The sequence below is a fragment of the Streptomyces sp. NRRL F-525 genome (genome assembly GCF_000716605.1).
GTDB lineage: Bacteria > Actinomycetota > Actinomycetes > Streptomycetales > Streptomycetaceae > Streptomyces.
Map to the genome: position 1 here is coordinate 115,053 of NZ_JNXE01000010.1, position 25,424 is coordinate 140,476.

Consider the following 25,424-nt stretch of genomic DNA (forward strand, 5'->3'; position numbering starts at 1 on the left):
TGATCGGCCGACCGGAGTGTCCGTCTAGGTGGGCCGTTGCAGCACCGTCATGCTGCGGTCCACCAAGGTCAGCCGGTCACCGGCCTTCACCTTCGCCCCCGTGCCCGCCGGCACCCCCTCCGGGCGGCCCGTGTCCACGATCACCTCCCACTGGCGGCCGTGATTGACCGGCACGACGAATTCCAGCGTCTCCGGAGAGGCGTTGAACATCATCAGGAAGGAGTCGTCGGCGATCCGCTCCCCGCGCTGACCGGGCTCCGAGATGGCGTTGCCGTTCAGGAACACCGACAGCGCGGACGCCTGTGCCGAGTCCCAGTCCCGCTGGGTCATCTCCTTGCCCTCCGGGGTGAACCAGGCGATGTCCGACAGCTCGTCATGGGTGCCCTCCACGGGCCGCCCGTGGAAGAACCGCCGGCGCCGGAACACGGGATGCTCCTTGCGCAGCCACACCAACGCGCGCGTGAAGGCCAGCAGCTCCGGCGAATCGCCGTCGCCCTCGGGCCACTTCACCCAGGCCAGCTCGTTGTCCTGGCAGTACGCGTTGTTGTTGCCCTTCTGGGTGCGCGCGAACTCATCCCCGTGGCTGACCATCGGCACGCCCTGGGACAGCATCAGCGTGGCCACGAAGTTGCGCATCTGCCGCGCGCGCAGCTCCAGGACGGCCGGGTCGTCGGTGTCGCCCTCGGTCCCGCAGTTCCAGGACCGGTTGTGGCTCTCACCGTCCCGGTTGTCCTCGCCGTTGGCCTGGTTGTACTTGTCGTTGTACGACACCAGGTCGTTCAGGGTGAACCCGTCGTGGCAGGTCACGAAGTTGATGGACGCCAGGGGACGGCGGCCGTCGTCCTGGTAGAGGTCGGACGAGCCGGTCAGCCGGGACGCGAACTCCGCGAGCGCGCGCCCCTCGCCCCGCCACATGTCCCGCACGGTGTCGCGGTACTTGCCGTTCCACTCGGTCCACAGGGGCGGGAAGTTGCCCACCTGGTAGCCGCCCTCGCCGACGTCCCAGGGCTCCGCGATCAGCTTCACCTGGGAGACCACCGGGTCCTGCTGGACTAGGTCGAAGAACGACGACAGCCGGTCCACCTCGTGGAACTGCCGTGCCAGGGTGGCCGCGAGGTCGAAGCGGAAGCCGTCGACGTGCATCTCGGTGACCCAGTAGCGCAGCGAGTCCATGATCAGCTGGAGCACGTGCGGGGACCGCATGAGCAGTGAATTGCCCGTCCCCGTGGTGTCCATGTAGTAGCGGGGGTCCTCCGTCAGCCGGTAGTACGAGGGGTTGTCGAGGCCCCTGAAGGACAGCGTCGGCCCCAGGTGGTTGCCCTCGGCGGTGTGGTTGTAGACGACGTCCAGGATGACCTCGATACCGGCCTCGTGCAGCGCCCGGACCGCCGACTTGAACTCCAGGACCTGCTGGCCGCGGTCGCCCCAGGAGGCGTACGCGTTGTGCGGGGCGAAGAAACCGATCGTGTTGTAGCCCCAGTAGTTGTTCAGCCCCATGTCGACCAGCCGGTGGTCGTTCACGAACTGGTGCACCGGCATCAGCTCCAGGGCGGTCACCCCCAGCTCCACCAGGTGCTCGATGACCGCCGGATGCGCGAGCGCCGCGTACGTGCCGCGCAGCTCCTCCGGCAGTCCCGGGTGCCGCATCGTGAGGCCCTTGACGTGGGCCTCGTAGAGCACGGTCTCGTGGTAGCCGTGCCGGGGCAGCCGGTCGTCGCCCCAGTCGAAGTACGGGTTGACCACGACCGACGTCATGGTGTGCGGCGCCGAGTCCAGGTCGTTGCGCTTGTCGGGCGCGTCGAAGTGGTAGCCGTACACCTCCTCGCCCCAGGCGATCGATCCGCTGACCGCCTTCGCGTACGGGTCGAGCAGCAGCTTCGCGGAGTTGCACCGCTGGCCGCGCTCGGGGGCGTACGGGCCGTGCGCGCGGAAGCCGTACCGCTGCCCGGGCATGATGCCGGGCACGTACGCGTGCCGCACGAACGCGTCGCTCTCGCGCAGTTCCACCGCCGTCTCCGAGCCGTCGTCGTGCAGCAGACACAGCTCTACTCGGTCCGCGGCCTCCGTGAAGACCGCGAAGTTGGTGCCGGCGCCGTCGTACGTGGCACCGAGTGGATACGCCTCTCCAGGCCAGACCTGCATGGTCACGACTCTTTCAGCCGGGCCCCGCCACCGGGGCGCCTTGGCCATGAGTCTCCCCGAAAGTGAGGGAACCACCTATGACTTACGTCCCTCTTACCAAATGACCAGTGGATACGACGTATGCCGTATCCCGAACCGAGTGGGACAGACACCGCTCCCGATGGTCCGGGGAGGACCCAGGGGGAGTAGGGGGAAATGTGCGAAGGACAGTGCACCGCCACCTGGGCAAAGTGGTGGCGGGTACGGCCATAGCGGTGGCCGGGACCGCCGTGATGGTCGCCGTCACCCTGCCGGGCACGGCGGGGGCCGACGAGTCGGGCGGCACCGGCAAGGCCGCCGGATCCGCGCAGCAACAGGCGGCGGACGGACAGGGAGCGGCACCCGGAGTGGTGCAACAGGCCCCCGCCGAGGGCGAGAAGGGTACGGGCCGCGACCCGCTCACCGACGACGAGACCAAGCGCGTCGAGCAGATCGCGGTGAACCCGCAGTTCCTCAACTCCAGCGAGAACGTGGACGGCAAGCGCGGCCCGCAGCGCCTCGACGTGCAACTCGCCGACCCCGAGACCAGTGAGCTGGACAACCCGAACGCGCCGCGCCGCGCGGACGTGACGTTCTACGACTACAAGGACGACACGGTCGTCACCAAGACCGTCAACCTCGACACCGGCAAGGTCGAACAGACCGGCACGCAGCACGGGGTGCAGCCCCCGGCGAGCCACGCGGAGGACGTCGAGGCGGCCGAGCTGCTGCTCGCCAGCCCGCTCGGCGCGGGCCTGAAGGCCGACTACAAGGACGCCACCGGCAACGAACTCACCTCGCCCGACCAGCTGTTGCTGACGGCCATGGTCTACAAGGCCACTCCGGGACGGCAGTCCGGAGATCTCGACCAGTGCGGCGAGCACCGCTGCGTGCGGCTGTTCCCGAAGGTGAAGAACGGGCCGTGGATCGACGCCCGTGACTTCGTCATCGACCTGAGCGCCCGCAAGGTCGGCAAGCTCACCGGCTGAACCGGCCGCGCCCACCGCGCGGTTCCTCGTCCACTGTCCCAACTTGCTTCTCCTGTAAGGGAGTCACTTCTTCATGCGCGTCAACAGAATCAGCCGTGCCCGCAGGCGGGGGGCCGTCGGGCTCGCCCTCGCCACCCTGGCCGCCGGTGCCACGGCCGGCGCGGGACCGGCCGTGGCCCAGCCGAAGGCCGCCCCGAGCGCCGCCGCACCCGGCTGCAGCGCCGCCTACACCATCGAGCAGAAGCTCTCCACCGGCACCACCTGGCGGATGTGCTGGCACTACGAGCGCGAGGCCGGCCTCGTCCTGGAGAACATCTCCTACCAGCCGCCCGGCCAGGCCACCCCCATCAAGGTGCTCGCCGACGCCAAGCTCGCCCAGATCCACGTCCCGTACGACGACGGCAAGAACGAGTACAGCGACCTCACCCAGTACGGCTTCGGCACGGGCCTGATGAACATGGCGCCCGGTGAGTGCCCCGGCGGCACCATCAAGACCGTCAAGGTCCCCGACGCCATCGACCCGGCCCACCCGAACGTCAAGGGCCTCTGTACGACGACCCGTTCGCGCGGTCACGCCTTCCGGATGCAGGGCGACAGCGCCAACAAGGTCTTCCAGACCCAGGGCAAGGACTTCCTCGTCTACACGGTCAACCAGGTCGGCTGGTACGAGTACATCACCGAGTGGCGCTTCCAGGACGACGGCACCATCAACATGAACGTCGGTGCCACCGGCAGCCTTTCGCCCTACGACTACGACGCGGGCGACGGCCGCGGATGGCCGCTCGGCAAGGGCGCCACGGCGTACGCGACGAGCCACCAGCACGACGTCTTCTGGAAGTTGGACTTCGCGCTCGACGGCTCCTCCAAGGGCCGCGTCGAGCAGTACGACTCCGCCGTCACCACGCACGGCGCCAACACCCCCACCAACAAGACCACGTTGACCAAGGTCACCAAGGAACTCGCTGGCGACGCGAAGAACATGCGCTGGTGGCGCATCGTCAGCGCGACCGGCAAGAACAAGGACAAGCACGCCCGGTCCTACGAGATAGTCCCCGGCCCCACCACCAAGTACCCGGGCCGCAGCTTCACCCAGCACGACGTGTACTTCACCGAGTACAACAAGTGCGAGCAGTTCGCCAGCGACAACCTGCCCAACTGCGGTGCCGGGCACCCGAAGCAGGTCGACAAGTGGGTCAACGGCCAGACCCTCACCCACCCCGTGGTCTGGGTGAACGTCGGCTTCCACCACATCGCCCGCGACGAGGACCAGCAGCCGATGCCGGTCCACTGGCAGGGATTCTCCATCGCCCCGCGCGACGTGACGGCTATGAATCCGCTCACTCCGCCCGCCCTCGCCAACCAGAACGGCAATGTGAACGGCGGAAGTTGAGAAACGACCCTGTCCATCCGGCTGCACCGCCGACCGGTCCCGGAGTACCCTTCCTTGATCGTTGAGACTGGGGAGAGCTCGGGGGAGCGGAAGGCGGTGCACGGGTGGGCTCGGGAGGGCTGGAGTTGCCCCCTGGTGACGAGGGTCACGAGGGGAACTCCGCAGAAGTCCCGCCCGGCGCGGTGTCCCTGGCACGTCCGATGGACGCGGCTGGTTCCATCGGTCCGGAGCTGGACTGGGACGCCGACGCCTGGCGCGAGGTGCGTACGCGCGCCCAACGAGCCGGCCGCGCCTACATCTGGCTGAACCTCGTCGAACAGCGGCTGCGCGCGGTCGTGGCCGCTGTTCTGCGTCCCATCTACGAACCCGTCCACGGCGACGAGTGGGTGGTCGCCGCGGCCGGACCGGCCGGCCAGGAGTGGGTGCAGCGCGCGGTCGCCGTCCGCGAAGTCAGCCGCCGCAAGGGCTACTTGCTCGACCCGGCCGACGACAACGTCCTCAGCTTCCTGACCCTGCCGCAGCTGCGCGAGCTGATGGTGCAGCACTGGCCGTGCTTCGAGCCGTACTTCGACGAGCGCCGCGACGTCGAACTCGCCCTGGACGAGCTGGAGGTGACCCGCAACGTCGTCTCCCGCAACCGCGCCCTGTCCGAGGCCGTCCTCAACCAGGCCGAGCGGGCCTCCGCGAAACTCCTGGAGACCCTCGGCGCCGGCAGCGACGTACCCTCGGCGCGCAGGCTGCCCGTCGACGCCGTCGAGGAACTCATCGGCGACCGCTTCGCCGACGTGGTCGCCGTGCACGCCGACCGGGTGCGCCTGATGCGGCAGTTCCCGGCCGAGGACATCTTCGGCGGGGCCCGCCGCGTCGACGCCATCGGCATCGGCCTCAACCTTCTCGTGCAGAACTTCTCCGGCCGCCGCCTGGTCCGCCTCGCCGAGTCGGGCTGCCGGGCCCGGCTGCTGTTCCTCAACCCCGCCTCCAGCGCGGTGAAGCGCCGCGAGCGTGAACTCGGCATCAAACGGGGCGAGTTGAGCCGCGCCGTCGAGATGAACATCCTGCACATGCGGCGGGTGCGGTCCCGGCTGCGCGACCCGGCGGCCTTCGAGATCCAGGTCTTCGACGAGACACCCCGCTTCACGGCGTACCTCGTCGACGGCGACGGCTCGGACGGCATAGCCGTCGTGCAGTCCTATCTGCGCCGCAGCCGCGGCATGGAGGCGCCGGTGCTGGTGCTGCGGAACGGCAGCCGACTGGTCAAGTCGGACGAAATGGATGACAGCGCACTTTTCCCCACCTACCGCGACGAGTTCGAGCAGATGTGGGCGGATTCGCGACCGGTGTCCTGACCGTCCCACGACCCCCTCCGGCGGTAAGCGGAACGCGGTCATCGGATTGTCAGTGGCTCATGCGATCGTGGAGACCACTGGGGGAAAGCACCACCGAGAAGGGGGGCCGTCATGGCCTGGCACCAGGAGCTGCTCATCGGCTTCGACCTGGAGACGACGGGGACCGAGCCGCGCGAGGCACGCATCGTCACGGGCGCGGTCATCGAGGTCAGGGGCGGACGCCCGATAGGCCGCAAGGAGTGGCTGGCCGATCCGGGCGTCGAGATCCCGGCGGACGCCGTCGCGGTGCACGGCATTACGAACGAGCGGGCCACCACCGAGGGCCGCCCCGCCGACCAGGTGGCCGAGTCGATCGCCGACGTCCTCGTGACCTACTGGAAGACGGGCGTCCCCGTCGTCGCCTACAACGCGGCCTTCGATCTGACCCTGCTCTCCGCCGAGCTGCGCCGCCACGGACTCCCGTCCCTGCGCGACCGCCTGGGCGGCACCGACCCCGCCCCGGTCATCGACCCGTACACGATCGACCGCTCCGTGGACCGCTACCGCCGCGGCAAGCGCAACCTCGAAGCGGTCTGCCAGGAGTACGGCGTGGTCCTCGACTCCGCCCACGACGCCTCCGCCGACGCCCTCGCCGCCGCCCGCCTGGCCGGCGCGATAGCCGACCGCCACCCCAAGGTCGCCGCCCTCGGCCCCGCCGAACTCCACCGCCGCCAGATCGAGTGGTACGCGGAATGGGCAGCGGACTTCCAGAGCTTCCTACGCCGCAAGGGCGACCAGGACGCGGTCGTCGACGGCACATGGCCGCTCCGCGAGCTGGAGGACGAGACGGTCTGACCCGTCGCACTCCTGGGGCGCCCCGAAGGGAGGCGCCCCAAAGGGGCGCGGGGAACTGCGCGACCAGCCACAACGGACCGGCAGCCGCCCAGATAACCAGCAGCCCCCGTTCAACAGGCGCTCAGAACGGAAACCACCGCACCGTCTCATCCCCGTCCCGCAAAGACCCCACCCGCCGCCGAAACTCAACCAGCGCCTCAGGATTGCTCGGCGCATGCTGAGCAACCCAAGCGCAGCTGGCCGTCTCCCGGGCACCCCGCAGCACCCCACACCCGTCCCACTCCCGCACATCCCACCCGTACGCCTCGACGAACGAGTCATAGGCCCGAGCCGGAAACGCATACCGGTCACGCGAGAGAGCCATCACCACCAGATCATGCTCACGCAGATCAGAGGAGAAGGTCTCCAGATCGACCAGCACCGGCCCGTCCGGCCCGACATGCACATTGCGGGGCAACGCGTCACCGTGAATCGGCCCCGGCGCCAGCCGCGGCGTGAGCGCGGCCGCGGCAGCCGCGAACCCGTCCCGCCGCTCCCGCAGATACGCCGCGTCGGCCGGGTCGATCGCATCCCCCGCAAGCCGCAACCACCGCTCCACACCGCCCAGCAGCTCACGGGGCGGAAGACCGAACGAGGGGGAGGGCAGGGCATGGACGAGGCGTAGCAGTTCAGCCAAATCCCGCGGCTCGGCAGGGCGTACGGAATCGGCCAGCCGGTGCCACACCGTCACCGGATGCCCCTCGACCAGCCGCGCTTCCGACTCCGCGGCCCGCACCGCAGGCACCCCCGACTCGGCAAGCCACAGCGCGACTTCCAGCTCGCGCCGTGCCCGGTCGAGAAGTTCCGCGTCACGACCCACCTTGACGACCAGGTCACCCGCGGCGAACACCGCGTTCTCGCCGAGGGCGAGGAGCCGCGCGTCCCGCGCCGCGCCGGGCAGTACGTCCGCCGCGGCCAGTACGTCCCGGGCCCGTGCCTCGTCCATCGTCCGCCTCCGTGTGCTCCCTGTGCGTGTGCGGACGGCGTCGGGTTCCCGCCATCCGACGGCCAGTGTCCCATTCGCACAGGTGGGACGGCATGCGAGGTGCCTTGACGAGGCACAAGGCGTTCACGACCATGACGGGGCCCGACCGGGCCGCGCAAAGGGGCTGATTCCATGACATCGGTGACGGAGGTGAGGAGGCCGTCGAGCCGCGCGCCGAGCCGGGACCGCCGGCGACGCGCTCCCGACCACGCGGCCTGGTTCCTGGTCTTACCGGCACTCATCCCGATCCTCGTGCTCAGCGTCGGCCCCCTCCTCTACGGCGTCCTGCTGGCCTTCACCGACTCCCAGTCGGGCCGCACCGCGCCCACCCACTGGATCGGCGGTCTCAACTTCCGGGACCTGCTGCACGACACCCTGTTCTGGGAGTCGTTCCGCATCGGGCTGGTGTGGGCGGTAGGGGTGACCGTCCCGCAGTTCCTGCTCGCCCTCGGCCTCGCCCTCCTCCTCAACCAGGACCTACGGCTGCGCTGGCTGGCACGCGCCCTCGCGATCGTCCCGTGGGCGATGCCCGAGGTCGTCGTCGGCATCATGTGGCGCATCGTCTACAACCCCGACGCGGGCATCCTCAACGAGACCCTGCATGACCTCGGCCTCGGCAACGGCCGCGACTGGCTCAGCAGCCTGACGACCGCGCTGCCCGCCGTGATCGTCGTCGGCGTCTGGGCCGGCATGCCCCAGACGACGGTCGCCCTCCTCGCCGGACTGCAGAACACCCCGCGCGAACTCCACGAGGCCGCGGCGGTCGACGGCGCCGGAGCCTGGCGCCGCTTCCGCACGGTCACCTGGCCCGCCCTCAGACCGGTGGCGCTGGCGATCACGGCGCTCAACCTGATCTGGAACTTCAACTCCTTCGCCCTGGTCTACGTCCTGACCAACGGCGGACCCGGCGGCCGCACCCGGCTGCCCATGCTCTTCGCCTACGAAGAGGCCTTCCGCTACGGCCAGTTCGGCTACGCGGCGGCCATGGGATGCGTGATGGTCGCGGTGATCTCGGTGCTCCTGGCCGTCTTCCTCGTAGGCCGTATCAAGGGAGGAGACGAGTCATGAGGACCGGCACCGGCGCCCGTGCCGGACAGTACGCAGCCCTGCTCGCGTATCTCGTCTTCCTCGCCTTCCCCCTCCTCTGGCTGATCTCCACCGCGTTCAAGTCCCCGCAGGAGCTGGGCAGTCTGCACCCCACCTGGATCCCGAAGCACCCCACCCTCGCCAACTTCCGCCAGGCCTTCGACGAACAGCCGCTGCTGCACGCCGCGTTGAACTCCCTGCTCGCCGCGCTCGGGGCCGCGCTGATCGCCGTGGTGATCGCGACACCGATGGCGTGGGTCATGGCCCGGCGCCGCACACTGCTCGCGCGAGCAGCGACCGGTTGGGTCGTGGTCAGCCAGGCGTTCCCCTTCGTGCTGGTGATCATCCCGCTGTTCCTGGTACTGAAGAACCTGCGGCTGATCGACTCCCTGGCCGGGCTGGTGCTCGTCTACGTCGTATGGTCGCTGCCGTTCGCCCTGTGGATGCTGGTCGGCTATGTCCGGGCGGTACCACCGGAGTTGGAGGAAGCGGCGGCGGTCGACGGCGCCGGAAGGCTCCGCACGCTGGTGTCGGTGACGGCACCCCTGCTCGCACCCGGGATCGTGGCGACGGCGCTCTTCGCTTTCGTCACCGCGTGGAACGAGTTCTTCTTCGCGCTGGTCCTCCTCAAGACCCCCGAGAAACAGACCCTCCCGGTCGTCCTCACCCACTTCATCGGCGCGGAGGGCGTAGCGGACCTCGGCCCACTGGCCGCAGCCGCGTTCCTCGCGACCCTCCCCTCCCTGATCGTCTTCGCCCTGATCCAACGCCGCATCACCGGCGGCATGTTGACCGGGGCGGTGAAGAGCTGATGCGAGCGCGCTGGATCCTCACCCTCGTCCTGACCCTGCTCCTCGCCGGCTGCACAGGCAGCGGAAGCGACTCCGCGAACGGCCGGATCACCCTCCGCTTCCAGTCCCTGGCCTGGCAGGACGAGTCCGTCACCGCCAACAAGGAACTGGTGAAGGAGTGGAACGCCACCCATCCCGACGTCAAGGTCGAGTACGTGCAGGGCAGTTGGGACAGCGTCCACGACCAACTCCTCACCTCCTTCGAGGGCGGCGAGGCTCCGGACATCATCCACGACGCCTCCGACGACCTCGCGGACTTCGCCTACGGCGGCTACCTCGCCGACCTCCGCGATCTGCTCCCCGCCCGCCTCAAGTCAGAGATCCCGCAACGGAGTTGGGCTACGACGACCTTCGGGAACGGCATCTACGGCGTCCCGTTCCTCCAGGAGCCCCGGGTGCTCATCGCCAACGCCACCTGGCTGAAGAAGGCGAACGTACGCATCCCGACCCCCGAACACCCTTGGACCTGGCCCGAGTTCAGGGACATCACCCGACGCCTGAGCGGCGACGGCAAGTACGGCGTGGCCTGGCCGCTCAAGGAGCCGGTGTCCGCGACGCTCAACCTGTCGCTGTCGGCGGGCGGCGAGTTGTTCCACCGAGGCACGGACGGCAAGGTGACCGTCCGCTTCGACAAGGCCGACCAGGTCGTCCCCCGCACGATCCACGACCAGGTGAACGTGGACCACAGCGCCTCACCCACGACCCTCGGCAGCGGCGGCTCGGACACGCTCCCCGGCTTCTTCGGCGGCAAGTACGCGATGATCCCGCTCGGCTTCTCCTACCGCCAGCAGATCGTGCAGCAGGCCCCCAAGGGCTTCGACTGGCAGGTCCTGCCCGCCCCGGCAGGCGCCGACGGCCTCACCCAGGGCGTCAGCCCACAGACCCTGTCCATCGCCGAGGACAGCCCCCACAAGAAGCAGGCCGCCGAGTTCATCGCCTTCCTCCTCCAGCCCAAGAACATGGCTCGCCTGGCCCTCGGCGACTGGATGCTCCCCACCGGCACCCAGGCCCTCAAGTCCCCGTCCCTGCACACCACCAAGGACGACTGGTCCACCGGCACGGCACTCGCCACCGACCTCGCCTCGGCCCCCGCCCAGTCGGTACGCGGCTACCCCGAGTGGAAGGACAAGGTGGCAACCCCGGCCTTCCAGGAGTACTACAGCGGAGCAATCACCCTCGCCGAACTACGCCAACGCCTGGAGCGGGACGGCAACTTGGTCCTCGCAAGATACCAACGCTGACGAGGGTCTTTTAGGGGCGCGGGGAACTGCGCGACCAGCCCCCACAGACCTCCACTCGCCGAACAACCGCACCACGCTCCCCGGATGGCGCCCCCACGAAAACCCCGTTGCCCCACCCCACCCAAACCCCCTAGCGTTCCCCACGTTCTTCCGGTCAGGGCCTTCGTCTGCCCGTATGCCCTTCACGGAAGACAAGGACCGCAGGCCATGGCCCGCCCCACCCCCGTTTCCCGCGCGCTCTCGCAGAACTTCCTGGCCGACCGCGCCACCGCCGACTACGTAGCCCGCCTGGCCGTCCCGCAAGGACACCAGATCCTGCTCCTCCTCGAAGTAGGCGCGGGAAAAGGCGCGTTGACCGCGAAACTGGCCCCCCACTGCCACGAACTCCACGCCCACGAGATCGACCCCCGCCTCGTCCCGAAACTCCGCCCCCGCCCTCACCGACGCCACCCTGCTCACCCAACTCGAGTACGCCCGCAAACGCACCGGTGACTACGGCAGTTGGACCCTGCTGACGGTCCGCAGCTGGCCCCGCTACGAGTGGCGGCTGGTCGGCCGGGTCGACCGGCGCCGGTTCAGCCCCGTGCCACGCGCCGACGCCGGGATCGTACGGATCGAACGGCGCCGGACCCCCCTGCTCGAACCGGCCGCGCTGCACGACTGGCGGCACCTGGTCGAGCTGGGCTTCTCAGGGGTGGGCGGCTCCCTGCACGCTTCCCTGCGCCGACTCCACCCGAGGCGCCGCGTGGACGCCGCATTCCGCGCCGCGAGGCTCGACCCACGCGTCCTCGTCGGCGAGGTGTCTCCGGATCACTGGCTGCGCCTGCACAGGGAACTCACGTCGTAGAAGAGCTGTCGTAGGGCACGGGTGAGGGCCTGCTGGTTCCCCCGGGATACCAACAGGCCCTCGATCAGGGGGAGTTACCCGCGCGGACTCACACCCGCAGGGGCTCGCCCTCGCCCGTCACCGTGGGCGTCGGCGCGACCTCCTCCGGGGACTCGTCATGCGTGAGGTCGGGCAGGCGGTGGAGCCACTTCGGGAAGTACCAGTTGCGCTCGCCGAGCAGGGCCATCACCGCGGGGAGCAGGACGCCCCGGATGACCGTGGCGTCGATGAGGACCGCCGCCGCGAGGCCCACGCCCATCTGCTTCATGGACTGCATGGAGAGCGTGCCGAAGATCGCGAAGACGGCGACCATGATGACGGCGGCGCTGGTGACGACACCGGCCGTGGTGACCACGCCGTGCTGGATCGCGTCCTGGGTCGAACGGCCGCGCAGCCGCGCCTCGCGGATGCGGGAGACGACGAACACGTGGTAGTCCATCGACAGGCCGAACAGGATCACGAAGAGGAACAGCGGCAGCCAGGTGACGATCGCGCCGACCCCCTCCGCGCCCACCAGCGAGGCGCCCCAGCCGTGCTGGAAGACGGCGACGAGGATGCCGTAAGCGGCGCCCACGGAAAGGAGGTTGAGGACGATCGAGGTGATCGCGACCGTCAGCGAGCGGAACGAGAGCAGCATCAGCAGGAAGGCGAAGACCACGACGAACGCGAAGACCGGGACGACCGATCCGAGGAGCTGGTCGTTGAAGTCCTTCGATCCCGCGACGTTTCCGGTGATCGGCGCCTGGACGCCGTCGACCTTGCCGAGGGTGGCGGGCCGTACCTCGTCGCGCAGTTTCTCCAGGCTCTTCGCGGCCTTGTCCTGGTCGGAGCCGCCGACGAGCGGGACGTAGACGAAGGCGACGTTCTGCGCGTCGTGCAGCTTGATGTCGACCGGGCCGCGCGAGGCACCCGAACTGACCGCCCGCGCCTTGAAGTCGGCCAACGCCTGCTTGACCTCGGGTGAGTTGATGTCCTTCGCCTTGACGACCACCTCGGCCGGATCGGAGCCGCCGGGGAAGGCGTCGTTGACGCGGTTGTAAGTCCCCACGATCGGGAGGGAGTTGCCGAACTCCTGGTCCAGGGTGAGGTTCTCGGTCTTCATGCCGACCGCGGGAGCGGCGATCGCGAGCAGCGCGCCGGCCGCGACGAGCACGGAGACGAGGGGCTTGGCGAGGACGCCCTTGAGGACGGCGGTCCAGAAGCGGCTCTCGCCGTTGCCCCGGCGGCCGCGCCTGCGCAGGAACGGGATGCGGCCCTTCTCGACCCGCTCGCCCAACAGCGAGAGCAGCGCGGGCAGTACGGTCACCGAGCCGACCATGGCGACCGCGACCACCATCAGCGAGGCCAGGCCCATCGCCTCGAACTCGGCGAGCCCGGTGAACAGCATGCCCGCCATCGCGACGCACACCGTGACACCGGAGACGATGATGGCGCGGCCGCTGGTCGCGGCGGCGATCCGCAGCGCGGCCCCGGCGTCGCGGCCGGCCTCGCGCTCCTCGCGTTCGCGGCGCAGATAGAACAGGCAGTAGTCGACACCGACGGCCAACCCCACCAGCAGCATTACGGAGTTGGCGGTGTCGCTCATCGGCTGGATGTGGCTGACGAGGCCCATCAGGCCCATCGTCGCGATGATCGCGGTGAGGGCCAGCGCCACCGGCAGCAGCGCCGCCACCAGCGCGCCGAAGGCGATCAGCAGGATGCCGAAGGCGACCGGTACGGCGGAGTACTCGGCCTTCTTGAAGTCGTTGCCGAAGGCGTCGGAGTACTGCTTCGCCATGCTCGCGCCGCCGATCTCCTCGATCCGCAGCGAGCCATGGTCCTTCTGCACCCCGGCGACGGCCTTCAGCACCGGCTCCACCCGGTCGCCGGCGGTGTCCGCGTCGCCGCGCATGTCGAACTGGACGAGCGCGCTCCGGCCGTCCTTCGAGATCGTCTTCGTGTCGTACGGCGAGGTCACGTCCGTGACCCGGCCGGTCCCCTCGACGGCCTTGACGACCGCGGTGACCGTGGAGCGGAACTCGCTGTCGGTGGACGTGACCGACGCGTCCTTCGACTGGATCAGGATGGTCTCACCGGCCGGTTCCTTGATCCCGGCGTCGTCGATGATCGTGGCGGCGGTGTGCGTCTCGCCCTTCAGCTGGTCGCTCTCGTCGACGTCGACACGGCCGGCCGCCGAACCGATCCCCATTGCCAGCACCACGAACAGCACCCAGATGCCGACCGCGGCCCAGCGGTGCCGGGCGCTCCAGCCGCCGGCCCGGGCGGCGAGCCCCCGTACCCGCGAATCTCCGTTCCCCATGACGGGCTTGCCCCCTTGTGCACGGTGACAGCCCCCTGCCGCCACCTCATGGTTCGAAGGTATGTGCGGGATAAGAGCGTCTCCTCGTGCTGACCGGTGAGGTATCGGACGACCGGCTCCTCCGCACGGACAGCGGGCCCTCAGCACTGGGGAGGACGGCGGCCCCTTACATCTATCGGAGCGGCTCGGGGGTGGTGATCAGGGTGTCCGATGCGTCGGGCGGGGTCCGCTTTGTTATTACGAAACCTTGTTGAACAAGTCACAGGTGTAGGTAGGTGTGCCTGTAGGTGTTGATCCGGAGCCGTCTCATCCGCCAGAGTTTCCGCACGCCCGCACCTCACAGGGAGCGGACACCCGCACACCACAGGGAGCGGCCGTCGTGCCCACCCCCACGGGGCACGAAGGCCGCTCTATGGTGTGCGGATGACGACGACGTATGCGGCTCTCCTGCGCGGAATCAACGTGGGCGGCAACAAGAAGCTCCCGATGGCCGAGCTGCGCACGCTCCTCGAAGGCCTCGGACACGACGACGTCCGCACCTACTTGCAGAGCGGCCAGGCCGTGTTCACGAGCGGCCACGGCGACGGGGAGTCCCTCGCGGCGGAACTCGCGCGGGCGATCGAGAAGCGGTTCGGCTTCACGGTCGACGTCATCGTCCGCGACCACACCTACCTCAAGGCGATCGCCGACAACTGCCCTTTCCCGGCCGCCGAGTTGGAGGGCAAGCAACTCCACGTCACGTACTACTCGGCGCCGGTCGCCGAGGACCGCTTCGCGGACATCGACCAACCCGCGTACCTCCCCGAGGAGTTCCGCCTCGGCGACCGCGCCCTGTACCTCTACGCCCCCGACGGCCTCGGCCGCTCCAAGCTCGCGGCGGAACTCTCCCGGCCGCGGCTGAACAAGGGCCTGATCGCGACGTCCCGCAACTGGAACACGGTCCTCAAACTCGTGGAGCTGACCGGCAGTTGAGCGCGATCTCGGCGAGGCGCCCGCGATCGGCCCCGTGGAGAGTTCACGAGATTGTCAATGGCGGCTACACGCAGCTGTGCGAGGCTCCTCGGTATGCGCTACATCATCATCGGAGCAGGGGCGGTCGGCGGGGCCATCGGTGGCCGGCTGGCCGGGGCGGGGTGCGAGGTCGTCCTGGTCGCGCGGGGTGCGCAACGGGCGGCGCTGGCCGAGCACGGGCTGCGGCTCAAGGTGCCGGACGGGGAGTCGACGTATCGGCTGCCGGTCGTCGAAGACCCGGCCGAACTGGGCGAGTTGAGGACCGACGACGTACTCGTGCTCGCCGTCAAGACACAGGACAGCGAGGCCGCGCTCGCGCTCTGGGGCCAGGCCCCGGTCACCGGCGGCGGCACGGCCGCCGAACGGCTCCCCGTCGTCTGCGCGCAGAACGGCGTCGAGAGCCAACGGCTCGCGCTGCGCCGCTTCCGGCGGGTCTACGGCGTCTGCGTCTGGCTGCCCGCGACCTTCGTCGAGCCGGGTGTGGTCGCCGCCGAGGGCACCCCGCTCACCGGCATCCTGCATCTCGGCCGCTATCCGCACGGCACCGACGAGACCGCCCGGCTGATCGCCGCGGACCTGGAGAAGTCGCGGTTCGAGGCGCCGGTCGTGCCGGACGTGACGCGCTGGCAGTACGCCAAGCTGCTGAGCAATCTCGGCAACGCGATCGAGGCGGTCGTCGAGGTGCGCGACACCGAGGAGCACCTGGCGTTCTACCGGCGGGTGCGGGCCGAGGGCGCGGCCGTGCTCGACGCGGCCGGTATCGCGTACGCGGGCGCCGAGGAGGAGAAGGAGGCGCGCGGCGACAAGATCCAGCTCGTGGAGATCGACGGCGCCCCGCGCGGCGGCGGCTCCTCCTGGCAGTCGCTGAACCGGGGCACCGGCACCATCGAGGCCGACTACCTCAACGGCGAGATCGCGCTGCTGGGGCGGCTGCACGGCGTACCGACCCCCCTCAACGACCTGCTGCAACGGCTCGCGAACACCTTCGCGCGCGAGCGCAGGACACCCGGTTCGCTGCCGTTCGACGAACTGCTCCGCCTGGCCGACGACGCTGTCGCGTTTGTTCAAGAGTCCTGACGGCGCCCTCCCTAGCGTGGAGGGCATGAGCAACCACGACCTGAGCAACCACGACCTGCACCCGTACATGATCGAATGCGCCGCCGAGGCGGCCCGCGTCGCGCGCGGTGTCCGTGCGACCCAGCTCGACGACCCCACGCACTGCCCCGACTGGGACGTCCGCGCGATGGTCAACCACTGGGTCCTCTACACATCTCACGGCCTGGAACACCGTGCCCTGCGCACACAGCTCCCCGAGGAGCTGACCGCGCGCGACTTCACCGCCGACCCGGACTGGGCGGCCGCGTACGCCGCCCAGCTGGACCGGGCCGTCGCCGCCTGGGCCGACCCGGCGGTGTGGGAGGGCGAGGTTGACCTCGGCATGGCGAAGATGCCGGCCGACGAGATCGCCTCGATGATCATCAAGGAGCTGGCGGTGCACGGCTGGGACGTGGCCACGGCCACCGGCCAGCGGTACACCGTCTCGGACGGCGCGGCCGGCCTCGTCCTCGCCGTGGTCGAGAAGCACGGCGACCTCTACCGCCAGTACGACGGCTTCGCCGACCCGGTCCCCGTACCGGCCGACGCCCCCGTCTTCGACCGCGCCCTCGCGGCCAGCGGACGGAACCCGAGGCAGCGGGTCACGACCGAAGTGGACCAGTGAGAGAGAGCCGTATTGGGCCGAGCGCCCGGCCTAATCGGTGGCTACCGTTGTCCGTATGAGTCACGACAACCCGGTCCGCGTCGACTTCTACTTCGACCCCGCCTGCCCCTTCGCGTGGATCACCTCCCGCTGGCTGCTGGAGGTCGAGCGCGAGCGCCCGCTCGACCTCCACTTCCACGCGATGAGCCTCTACCTCCACAACACCGGCAACGAACTCCCCGACTGGTACCGGGAGTTGGTCGACAAGTCCATCGGCCCGGTCCGCGTCGCCGTGGCCGCCGCCGAACAGCAGGGCGACAAGGTCCTCCGGGACCTCTACACGGCCTTCGGCACCCGCATCCACGAGCGGCGCTACGACGACTTCGACGCCGTCGTCGCCGAATCCCTCGCCGAACTCGGACTCCCCGCCGAACTGGCCGACGCCGCCCACGACTTGTCGTACGACGACGCGGTGCGCCGCAGTCATGAGGCGGGCGTGGAGGTGGAGTCGGGCGGCTATGTGGGGACGCCGACCCTGCACGTCGACGGGACGGTGTGGTTCGGGCCCGTACTGCGGGCGATCCCGCGCGGCGCGAAGGCGGCCGAACTCTTCGACAGTTTCCGGGTGTTGGCGACGTGCCCCGACTTCTTCGAGCTGAAGCGGACGCGCACCGGGGGTCTGTCCTTCGACTGAGCCCGGTGACCGTCGTCAGCGGCGGGTGTCACGGTGGTTGTCGTCGCGCAGTGACATAAACGCGTCGCGCGGCGCAGTACGGAAAGCGACCCCCGCGATCATGTTCATGCCGCCGGGGCCGCACTGCGGACGGGCCGTCCGGGGTCCGACATCACAGGGGAGTGCCGGACTTCGGGCGGCGCGTTCCCATCGACCGCCGGGGCGGTCACGCGCCGGGTTGTTCGGCGCGTCTGCCCCGTCCCGCCAGCTTTCCCGCGAGGCGTCCCAGGGCGCCGGGGCGGTTCCAGGTGCGGAACGCGTCGAGTTTGCCGCGGGCCGTGCGGTCGAGCGCCGCTTCGACCTCGCCCTGGGCCTCGGCGGGCAGTGCCCGTACGGCAGGCCGCAACACCTTGGCCAGCAGGGCCGTACGGGTCTCGTCCCAGGCCGGGGCGGTTCCCGGGAACGCGCTCCAGTCGCAGAACCGGGCGGCGACATACGCGGGTTCGGCCCGCAGGCGCTCGCCCACCCGGTCCGAGCGGCCCGCCCGTTCGTACGCCGCGAGGAGGCGCGGCTCGGCCGAACGGGCCAGCGCGTACAGTTCGTTCGCCGGCGCCGGTCCCTCCAGGAGCCGCCAGGCGAGGGCGTCGAAGGCGCGCTCCACGACCGTCTCCGGGATCGGTTCCGCGGCGGTGGACTTCAGGCTCAGCACCCGGGCGACCCATTCCTCGCCCTCGTTCGCGGTGCCCAACACCCCGGTGAACTCAAGGAGTTGCAGGGCCGTGCGGCGGCCGGGGCGCAGCTCCGTGGTGAAGCAGCGGAGCAGGTCCGTGGCGAGTGCCGGTGCGGCACGGTCGTCCGGGTGGGCGGAGAGGGCCGCCTCGATCAGCAACTCCCTTGTACCGGCGGCCCGGTGGGAGTCGGATCCCAGTTCCTTCAGCAGCAGGCTCGCCTCCTGGCCGGTCGGCAGTTCGGCGCCGGGCCAGGTGAGGCGGAGAGCGGTCCGCAGGACTGTCGGGTCGGCGTGCGGTGAGACTCCAGCTGTCCGGAGCAGCCCGTGGAACCGGTCGAGGCGGTCGTCGGGCTCCGCGGGCGCGGCACACATCCGCAGGTGGGGGAAGCCCGACTGCTGGAGGCTGAGCGGAAGGCCCGAACCCTTCAACACCCGTGCCACAGCTGCCGGGTCGGCCGACGCGAGCGTGTCGAGGGAGCCGAACAGTGCCACCCGCAGCCCGGGGTGGGTGTGCACCGCGTCCAGGAGAGCGGGGGGACAGCCCACGACGGGAGATTCGCCGCCTGGCAAGGATGCGGCCGACGCGCCCACCAGCTCCCGCGCCAACCGCTCGGCCAGCTCCGGCAGTTGGTCCTGGCAGTCGACGTCGAGGAGGTCGGCGGCCCGCAGCAGCGCGAGGGGCCGTCCGGCGGCCGGTTCGGCCGTGTCCGCGATGCCGGCCCGCAGGGAGGGCGCGAGATCGCGGGCCAGGTCGTCATGGGCCCGCGCGGTCAGGGACCCGGCGCGCAGCACGGGCACCGGTCCATGGGCGACGACCGCCGACGCCAGCACACGCGCGGCGAGCGGCGCCGACACCGCGGCCGTCACGCGTCCGTCCAGCCGGGCCAACAGCGCGGCCAGGGCGACCTGTTCGGCCGCGCCGGGCAGGGTCGCCGAGGGGGAGCCCAGGTGTGGCACCGGGCCGCCGCACAGCCCGGCGACCAACGCCGTCAATCGGTCGTCGGGCAGTGCGTCCACCTGCTCGGCCGCCCAACTCGCCGCTGCCGCACGGGCGTCCGTCCGCAGGTCGATTCCCGCGACGAGGGCGGACACCGCCAACAGGCCCAGATCCTCGGGGTCGTTGTGGAACAGGTCGGGGCGCCCCGCACGCCAGACGCGGGCGCACACCTCGGCCCAGGTGTCCGCGACCGGCCCGGACGGTTGCCGGCCGGTGCAGTTGTGCACGCGGTAGCGCTCGTCGTCTGCGACGGGTTCGGAGGACGGCAGCGCGCCGACGAGCTGCTGGCGGGCCTGCCGGGGGTCGCGGGTGTACGTCGTGAAGGTGAGCCGGTGCGCCTGCTCGCGGGGCAGGACCGTGCAGGCGAGCGCGATCCACCGGGCCACGTCGGCACTGTCGTGCTCCACGACCACGATCTGCCCGGCACCCGGGTCCGCCGCCACCGCCCGCAGATCGGCGAAGAACGCGGCGAGCCGTTCGGCCCGGGACACCGCGAACGGGACCAGCGCCTCCTTGCGCAGCAGCCCGGAGGGTTCGACCCGGTCGACGGAACCGGGCCCGCCGTCCGGGGGAGTCGACTCGGCCCAACGCGGGGACTCCCACGTGGAGATGGGCAGGACACCGTCCGGCAACCGGGTCCCGGCCGGCAGCAGGACGGCGTGCGTGTGGAAGGAGACAGGGCCCCCGGCCCAGTCCGTGCCGGTGCACACGGAACGGCTCAACAGCCGTCCGCCGTCGGCGAGTTCACTGAAGCCGAAGACCGTGGGGAATCTCTTGAGCTGCTCGGCGTCGGCCTGTTGCGGGCTGTCGGGCGGCGGCTCGTACCCGAGGAGCCGCTCGGCCTCCCTCAGCACTCCCGGCGGCACCTCCGCGCCGACCGCCGTGAACCGGGGGCCGGGATCCTCGGAGCCGGACGGCGCCGACGCGTAGTGCAGCTGGGCCAGGACAGGCCCTTCGCGATGCCCGAACTCCCTACCCGCCACGTGTACTTGCTCCCCACTAGCCCTCGGAGGAACCATCCCAGCAGATCCAGGGGCCCAGGGAGACCCCTTTCCGGGAAACCGGGCAGGTGGGAACCGTGAAGGCGCTACGCGCCGACGGCCGCCAACGCCGGTGCCAGGGCGGCGTCGTAGCGCTCCAGCAGGACCCGTGCCACCTCGGGTGCCGGACCCAGCACGTCGGCCAGCACGTCCGCCTCCGCCGCGCCCCGCGCGATGCGGTCGGGGAGGAAGCCGGGCGCGAGGACGTACGGCGCGACCGCGACGCGTTCGCAGCCCAGCGCCCGGAGTTCGCGGACCGCGTCCTCGGTGCGGGGGAGCGCCGCCGAGGCGAACGCGGGCCGTACGGCACGCCAGCCGGTGCGCCACCACGCCCGCGCGAGGCCGTCGATCACCGCGATCGCCTCCGGGTCGGTGGACCCCGCCGAGGCCAGCACGACTCCGGTCGTGGACTTGTCGGCGGGCGTCAACCCGGCCTCGTAGAGCCGTCGTTCGAGCGCGCGCACCAACAGCGGGGACGGGCCGAGCACCTCAGCCTGTCTGATCCGCAGCTGCGGCGGCGCGTCCCGCAGGACCGCGGGGATGTCCGCCTTCGCGTGGAACGCGCGGGTGAGGAGCAGGGGGAGGGCCACGATGTCCCGCACGCCCTCCGCCGCCAGCGACTCCAACACCCCTTGTACCGAAGGGATGTTGAAGTCCAGGAAGCCGGTCTCCACGCGCAGCCCGGGCCGTCGCGACCGTATCCGCCGGACGAGGGCGTGGACGGTCGCGGCGTGCCGCGGGTCGCGGCTGCCGTGGGCGATGACGAGGAGGACCGGCTTCTGGTGCATGGGGATCAGCTCAGCTCTTCACCAGCAGACCGCGGCTGCGCAGCACCCACCGCTCCAGCGGGCTGAAGATCAGCAGGTCGATGGCGATACCGACGAACAGGATCAGGATGATGGCCTCGAACACCATGGACATGTCGCTGTTGGTACGGCCGTTCTCGAGCAGCTGGCCCAGGCCCACGCCCAGGTCCGGGAACTGCGCGATGATCTCGGCCGCCATCAGCGAGCGCCACGAGAACGCCCAGCCCTGCTTCAGGCCCGCCACATAGCCGGGGAGCGCCGCCGGGAGTGTGACGTGCCAGACGCCCTTGACGCCCGTCGCGCCCATCGTGCGGCCCGCGCGCAGGAACAGAGGCGGCACCTGATCGACGCCGGAGACAAGGCCGTTGGCGATCGAGGGGACCGCGCCGAGCAGGATCACGGCGTACATCATCGAGTTGTTCAGGCCCAGCCAGATCACGGCCGGCGGCACCCACGCCACCGACGGCAGCGACTGGAGGCCGGACAGGATCGGGCCGATCGCCGCGCGCACGAACTTCACCCGCGCCACCAGCAGCCCCAGCGGGGTGCCGATCAGCAGCGCGAAGAAGAAGCCCAGCAGACCGCGCGAGACGCTGGTCCAGATGTAGCCGAGCAGATCGCCCTTCAGCCAGGCGTCCTTGAACTCGCCGCCCACGGCACTCAGCGAGGGCAGCTTGCTCGGGTCGTCGACGATCGGCGTCAGGATCAGCCACACCACGATGACCACCGCGAGGGCGACGATCGGCGGGAAGATCTTGTTGACGAAGGTCTGCCGCAGGCTCGGCCGGCCGGTGGCCGTGAACTCCAGTGCGTCCAGGCCGGCTTCGACGCTGCCGCCGTCCTTGACCGTCGTCGTCTCAGTGCTGGCCATGACGGCGGATCTCCCCACGCAGTACATCGGTGATCTCAAGGGACAGTTCGGCCACGGGCGCGTCCTCGATGCGGCGCGGCTGCGGGATGTCGACCGTCCACTCGCGGGCGATCCGGCCGGGCCGCGAGGACAGCAGGATCACCCGCTGCGCGAGCCGTACCGCCTCGCGCACGTTGTGCGTGACGAACAGGACGGACAGGCCCGTCTCGCCCCAGATACGGGTCAGTTCGTCGTGCAGGACGTCCCGCGTGATGGCGTCCAGCGCCGCGAACGGCTCGTCCATCAGCAGGATGCGGCTCTCCTGGGCGAGCGCGCGGGCCATGGCGACACGCTGGCGCATACCGCCGGACAGCTCGTGCACCCGCTTGCCGTACGCGCCCTGCAGCCGGACCAGTTCGAGCAGCTCCTCGGTCCTGCCGCGCCGCTCGTCCTTCGGAACTCCCCTGAGTTTCAGGGCGAGTTCGATGTTCTTGCCCGCGGTGAGCCAGGGGAACAGGGCGTGCTCCTGGAACATCAGCGCGGGGCGGCCGTCCGTCGTGATGGACCCGGCGGAGGGCTTGTCGAGGCCCGCCACCAGGTTCAGCAGGGTGGACTTGCCGCAGCCCGAGGCCCCCAGGAGGGTGACGAACTCGCCCGGCGCGACATCGATGCTGATGTCGTCGAGGACGAGCTGCTGCCCGCCCGGCGTCGCGAAGGACTTCGAGACATGCTCAAGGCGTGCCGCGTGCTCGACCGACGCGGTGGTCTCCTTGGCGAGGGTCGTGGCCATGGTCGTCACCTCCTGGGAAGTCATCGGGATCCCTCGGTCAGCTCGTGCCGAGGCCGGCGGCGTCGACGGTGCTGTCGCCGTCCGCCTTGAGGACCTTGTTGAGGAGCGTCAGGTCGTAGATGCCCTTGAGGTCGGGCTTCTCCAGCAGGCCTGCCTTGACCGCGTGGTCCGCCTCGGCGGTGAGGGTGGAGGCCAGCGGGTCGTCGGTGAACTGGATCGAACTCCACGCCGGGTCAAGGACGTTGGCGGGCAGCGCCTTGCCGGAGTCGGCCTCCAGCTGCTTGTTCGCCGCGGCCTTCGCCTCGGTCGGGTTGGCGTTGATCCACTTGTTGGCCGCGACCGAGCCCTTCAGGACCGCCTCGACGACCTTCGGGTGCGCCTTGAGGAACTTCTGCGACACGATGATGTTCGTGATCACGAACTTCTTGTCGGGCCACAGCGACGACTCGTCCAGGAGCGTCTTGCCGCCCTCGGCCACCAGCTTCGACGCGGTCGGCTCCGGCACCCAGGCGCCGTCGATCGAACCGGCCTTGAAGGCGTCCGGGGTGATCTTGTTGTCGGTGCGGACGACGGTCACATCGCCCTTGCCGCTCTGCGCGTCGACCTTCCAGCCCTGGTCGGCGATCCAGTTGAGGAACGCCACGTCCTGCGTGTTGCCCAGCTGAGGCGTCGCGATCTTCTTGCCCTTGACGTCCTTCAGGGACTTGATCTTCTTCGGGTTGACGACCAGCTTCACGCCGCCCGACGCCGAACCGCCGATGATCTTCAGGCTCTTGCCGTCGGACTTGGTGTAGCCGTTGATCGCGGGGGAGGGACCGATCCAACCGATGTCGATGGAGCCCGAGTTGAGCGCCTCGATCTCGGAGGGGCCCGCGTTGAAGGTCGCGTAATCGGCCTTGGTGGCGCCCAATTCCTTCTGGAACAGGCCCTGTTCACGGCCGACCAGCGCGGTCGCGTGCGTCAGGTTGCCGAAGTAGCCGATCTTCACGGAGGCGAGACCCTCGATCTTCGAGGACCCGGCGGCCACCTTCTCCTTGGAGTTGGTGCTCTTGGAGTCCGACCCGTAACCGCAGGCGGCGAGGGTGAGCAGAGGGAGCGCGGCGAACACGGCTATGCCGCGACGCAGATAGGTCGAGCGGTTGGCAGGCACGGGAGGTGTTCCTCTCGTTGGCCCGGCGGTCACGGTCTCAGGTCGTGGCCGGGAGGTCGGCAGGTCTTCGTTTTCGTCGCGTCCGGGACGGCGGGTGGGGGGACTGGGCGCGCAAGCGGTGCGCGTACGTCAGCACGCACATCGCGCCACCCCGCCCTGCCCGCTGCCGAGGGCGCCGCTGCCGACGCGGCCGCCCTCCTTCGCGAACGTGGAGTAGAAGTCCGTGGAGTTCATGGTCAGAAGTCCCAACCGTCTTCGTCCGACGCGTCCTTGACCGGCTCCGGCGCCGCGAACGACTCACCGACCATGCCGGCGGTGAGCGTGGTGCCGTCCGCCGGGTCGATCAGGATGAACGAGCCCGTACGGCGCGAGTCCGCGTACGAGTCGACCGGCAGCGGCTCCGCGGTGCGGATCTTCACCCGGCCGATGTCGTTGGCGACGAGCTGTCCCGGATGCGGGTGCAGGGACAGGTCGTCGAGCGTGAGCCGGGACGGGATGTCCTTGACGATCGCCTTCACCGTGCGGGTGCCGTGCTTGAGGAGCACCCGGTGGCCCACGGTCAGCGGCGCGTCGGCGACATGGCAGACCGTCGCCTCGATGTCCTGCGTGGTCACCGGGGCGTCCTTGCTGGGCACGATGAGATCGCCGCGGGAGACGTCGATGTCGTCCTCCAGCAGGATCGTCACCGACTGCGTGGTCCACGCGGTCCTGACCGGCTTGCCGAGGAGGTCGATGCCGGAGATCTTCGTGGTGCTCCCGGAGGGCAGGACGGTCACGGGGTCGCCGACGCGGAAGCTGCCGGCCGCGATCTGACCCGCGTACCCCCGGTAGTCCGGGAGGTCGGCGCTCTGCGGCCGGATCACGTACTGCACGGGCAGCCGCGCGTGGCAGTGGCTCAGGTCGTGGGCGACCGGCACCGACTCCAGGTGCTCCAGGAAGGTCGGCCCGCCGTACCAGTCCATGTTCGCGGACGGGTCCACCACGTTGTCCCCGGCCAGTGCCGAGATCGGGATCGCGGTGATCTCCGGGACGCCCAACTCACTGGCGTACGCGGTGAATTCCTCGGCGATCGCGGCGAACACGGTCTCCTTGTACTCGACCAGGTCCATCTTGTTGACCGCGAGCACCACGTGCGGGACCCGCAGCAGCGCCGCGATCGCCGCGTGCCGCCGGGTCTGCTCGACGACCCCGTTGCGCGCGTCGACGAGGATCACCGTCAGCTCGGCCGTGGAGGCACCCGTCACCATGTTGCGGGTGTACTGCACGTGACCGGGCGTGTCGGCGAGGATGAACCGGCGCCGGGGGGTGGCGAAGTAGCGGTACGCCACGTCGATGGTGATGCCCTGCTCGCGCTCGGCGCGCAGCCCGTCCGTGAGGAGGGCGAGGTCGGGACCGTCCTGCCCGCGGTCGGCCGACACCCGCTGCACAGCCTCCAGTTGGTCGGTCAGCACCGACTTGGAGTCGTGCAACAGCCGCCCCACGAGCGTGGACTTGCCGTCGTCGACGGAGCCCGCCGTGGCGAACCGCAGCAGCGTGGTGGCCGAGAGCTCCTCGGTCGTGATGGTGCTCATG

20 protein-coding genes and 1 pseudogene are annotated in these 25,424 nt (G+C 70.1%); 12 read left to right on the forward strand and 9 right to left on the reverse strand.

Features of this window, described 5'->3' with window-relative positions:
* Positions 1-24 precede the first annotated feature (24 nt).
* The gene (gene glgX, locus OO69_RS17005; protein ID WP_033281499.1) at positions 25-2,142 is read right to left on the reverse strand and encodes a glycogen debranching protein GlgX; all 2,118 of its coding nucleotides are present in this window, start codon (positions 2,140-2,142) and stop codon (positions 25-27) included.
* A 197-nt stretch (positions 2,143-2,339) separates the two neighbouring features.
* On the opposite strand from glgX, the gene OO69_RS17010 reads away from it, so the two are divergent.
* The 4 genes from OO69_RS17010 (at position 2,340) to OO69_RS17025 (ending at position 6,719) form a co-directional block, all read left to right on the forward strand.
* Positions 2,340-3,149, forward strand: a complete 810-nt coding sequence (locus OO69_RS17010) for a hypothetical protein (RefSeq protein WP_033281500.1) — start codon at positions 2,340-2,342, stop codon at positions 3,147-3,149.
* Positions 3,150-3,222: 73 nt separating this feature from the next.
* Positions 3,223-4,539 carry a copper amine oxidase gene (locus OO69_RS17015; protein ID WP_033281501.1) on the forward strand — a complete coding sequence of 439 codons (1,317 nt, stop codon included), beginning with the start codon at positions 3,223-3,225 and terminating at the stop codon, positions 4,537-4,539.
* A gap of 104 nt (positions 4,540-4,643) precedes the next feature.
* On the forward strand, positions 4,644-5,885 hold the full coding sequence (locus OO69_RS17020) for an SAV2148 family HEPN domain-containing protein (protein WP_033281502.1): 1,242 nt from the start codon (positions 4,644-4,646) through the stop codon (positions 5,883-5,885).
* A gap of 111 nt (positions 5,886-5,996) precedes the next feature.
* On the forward strand, positions 5,997-6,719 hold the full coding sequence (locus OO69_RS17025; RefSeq protein ID WP_033281503.1) for a 3'-5' exonuclease: 723 nt from the start codon (positions 5,997-5,999) through the stop codon (positions 6,717-6,719).
* A 121-nt stretch (positions 6,720-6,840) separates the two neighbouring features.
* On the opposite strand, the gene OO69_RS17030 is transcribed toward OO69_RS17025, so the two are convergent.
* Complete coding sequence (locus OO69_RS17030; protein WP_033281504.1) at positions 6,841-7,704, reverse strand: phosphotransferase enzyme family protein; 864 nt, start codon at positions 7,702-7,704, stop codon at positions 6,841-6,843.
* A gap of 171 nt (positions 7,705-7,875) precedes the next feature.
* Between OO69_RS17030 and OO69_RS17035 the strand changes: the two genes are divergently transcribed.
* The 4 genes and pseudogenes from OO69_RS17035 to OO69_RS48855 all read left to right on the forward strand — a co-directional run bounded on the left by OO69_RS17035 (position 7,876) and on the right by OO69_RS48855 (position 11,768).
* The gene (locus OO69_RS17035) at positions 7,876-8,811 is read left to right on the forward strand and encodes a carbohydrate ABC transporter permease (RefSeq protein ID WP_033281505.1); all 936 of its coding nucleotides are present in this window, start codon (positions 7,876-7,878) and stop codon (positions 8,809-8,811) included.
* Positions 8,808-9,641: a carbohydrate ABC transporter permease gene (locus tag OO69_RS17040; protein ID WP_033281506.1), complete on the forward strand. Its 834-nt coding sequence runs from the start codon at positions 8,808-8,810 to the stop codon at positions 9,639-9,641. The genes OO69_RS17035 and OO69_RS17040 overlap by 4 nt, the downstream gene beginning before the upstream one ends.
* Positions 9,641-10,921: an ABC transporter substrate-binding protein gene (locus tag OO69_RS17045; protein WP_033281507.1), complete on the forward strand. Its 1,281-nt coding sequence runs from the start codon at positions 9,641-9,643 to the stop codon at positions 10,919-10,921. Before OO69_RS17040 ends, OO69_RS17045 begins: the two co-directional genes overlap by 1 nt.
* Before the next feature lie 207 nt (positions 10,922-11,128).
* Positions 11,129-11,768: pseudogene (locus OO69_RS48855) on the forward strand (ribosomal RNA small subunit methyltransferase A).
* An 88-nt stretch (positions 11,769-11,856) separates the two neighbouring features.
* Here the strand turns inward: OO69_RS48855 and OO69_RS17055 are convergent.
* Entirely contained in the window at positions 11,857-14,106 is a 2,250-nt protein-coding gene (locus OO69_RS17055; RefSeq protein WP_033281508.1) for an MMPL family transporter, read from the reverse strand.
* 423 nt (positions 14,107-14,529) lie between these two features.
* Here OO69_RS17055 and OO69_RS17060 point away from each other — a divergent pair, with 423 nt between their 5' ends.
* From OO69_RS17060 to OO69_RS17075, 4 genes are all read left to right on the forward strand, one after another.
* Positions 14,530-15,078 carry a DUF1697 domain-containing protein gene (locus tag OO69_RS17060; RefSeq protein ID WP_033281509.1) on the forward strand — a complete coding sequence of 183 codons (549 nt, stop codon included), beginning with the start codon at positions 14,530-14,532 and terminating at the stop codon, positions 15,076-15,078.
* Positions 15,079-15,171: 93 nt separating this feature from the next.
* Entirely contained in the window at positions 15,172-16,194 is a 1,023-nt protein-coding gene (locus OO69_RS17065) for a ketopantoate reductase family protein (RefSeq protein ID WP_033281510.1), read from the forward strand.
* 25 nt (positions 16,195-16,219) lie between these two features.
* On the forward strand, positions 16,220-16,837 hold the full coding sequence (locus tag OO69_RS17070) for a TIGR03086 family metal-binding protein (protein ID WP_033281511.1): 618 nt from the start codon (positions 16,220-16,222) through the stop codon (positions 16,835-16,837).
* A 55-nt stretch (positions 16,838-16,892) separates the two neighbouring features.
* On the forward strand, positions 16,893-17,510 hold the full coding sequence (locus tag OO69_RS17075) for a DsbA family protein (protein ID WP_051801071.1): 618 nt from the start codon (positions 16,893-16,895) through the stop codon (positions 17,508-17,510).
* A 205-nt stretch (positions 17,511-17,715) separates the two neighbouring features.
* Here the strand turns inward: OO69_RS17075 and OO69_RS17080 are convergent, their stop codons facing one another.
* The 6 genes from OO69_RS17080 to OO69_RS17110 form a co-directional block, all read right to left on the reverse strand.
* A complete protein-coding gene (locus OO69_RS17080; RefSeq protein WP_234444458.1) occupies positions 17,716-20,199 on the reverse strand; it encodes a GTPase-associated protein 1-related protein in 2,484 nt (827 codons plus the stop codon).
* A gap of 104 nt (positions 20,200-20,303) precedes the next feature.
* Complete coding sequence (locus OO69_RS17085; protein WP_033281513.1) at positions 20,304-21,044, reverse strand: sirohydrochlorin chelatase; 741 nt, start codon at positions 21,042-21,044, stop codon at positions 20,304-20,306.
* Positions 21,045-21,054: 10 nt separating this feature from the next.
* Positions 21,055-21,933 carry an ABC transporter permease gene (locus OO69_RS17090; RefSeq protein WP_033281514.1) on the reverse strand — a complete coding sequence of 293 codons (879 nt, stop codon included), beginning with the start codon at positions 21,931-21,933 and terminating at the stop codon, positions 21,055-21,057.
* A complete protein-coding gene (locus tag OO69_RS17095; RefSeq protein ID WP_033281515.1) occupies positions 21,920-22,702 on the reverse strand; it encodes an ABC transporter ATP-binding protein in 783 nt (260 codons plus the stop codon). The genes OO69_RS17090 and OO69_RS17095 overlap by 14 nt, the downstream gene beginning before the upstream one ends.
* A gap of 37 nt (positions 22,703-22,739) precedes the next feature.
* A complete protein-coding gene (locus OO69_RS17100) occupies positions 22,740-23,852 on the reverse strand; it encodes an aliphatic sulfonate ABC transporter substrate-binding protein (protein WP_033281516.1) in 1,113 nt (370 codons plus the stop codon).
* A 236-nt stretch (positions 23,853-24,088) separates the two neighbouring features.
* Positions 24,089-25,423 carry a sulfate adenylyltransferase subunit 1 gene (locus OO69_RS17110; protein ID WP_033281518.1) on the reverse strand — a complete coding sequence of 445 codons (1,335 nt, stop codon included), beginning with the start codon at positions 25,421-25,423 and terminating at the stop codon, positions 24,089-24,091.
* Between the last annotated feature and the right edge of the window lies 1 nt (position 25,424).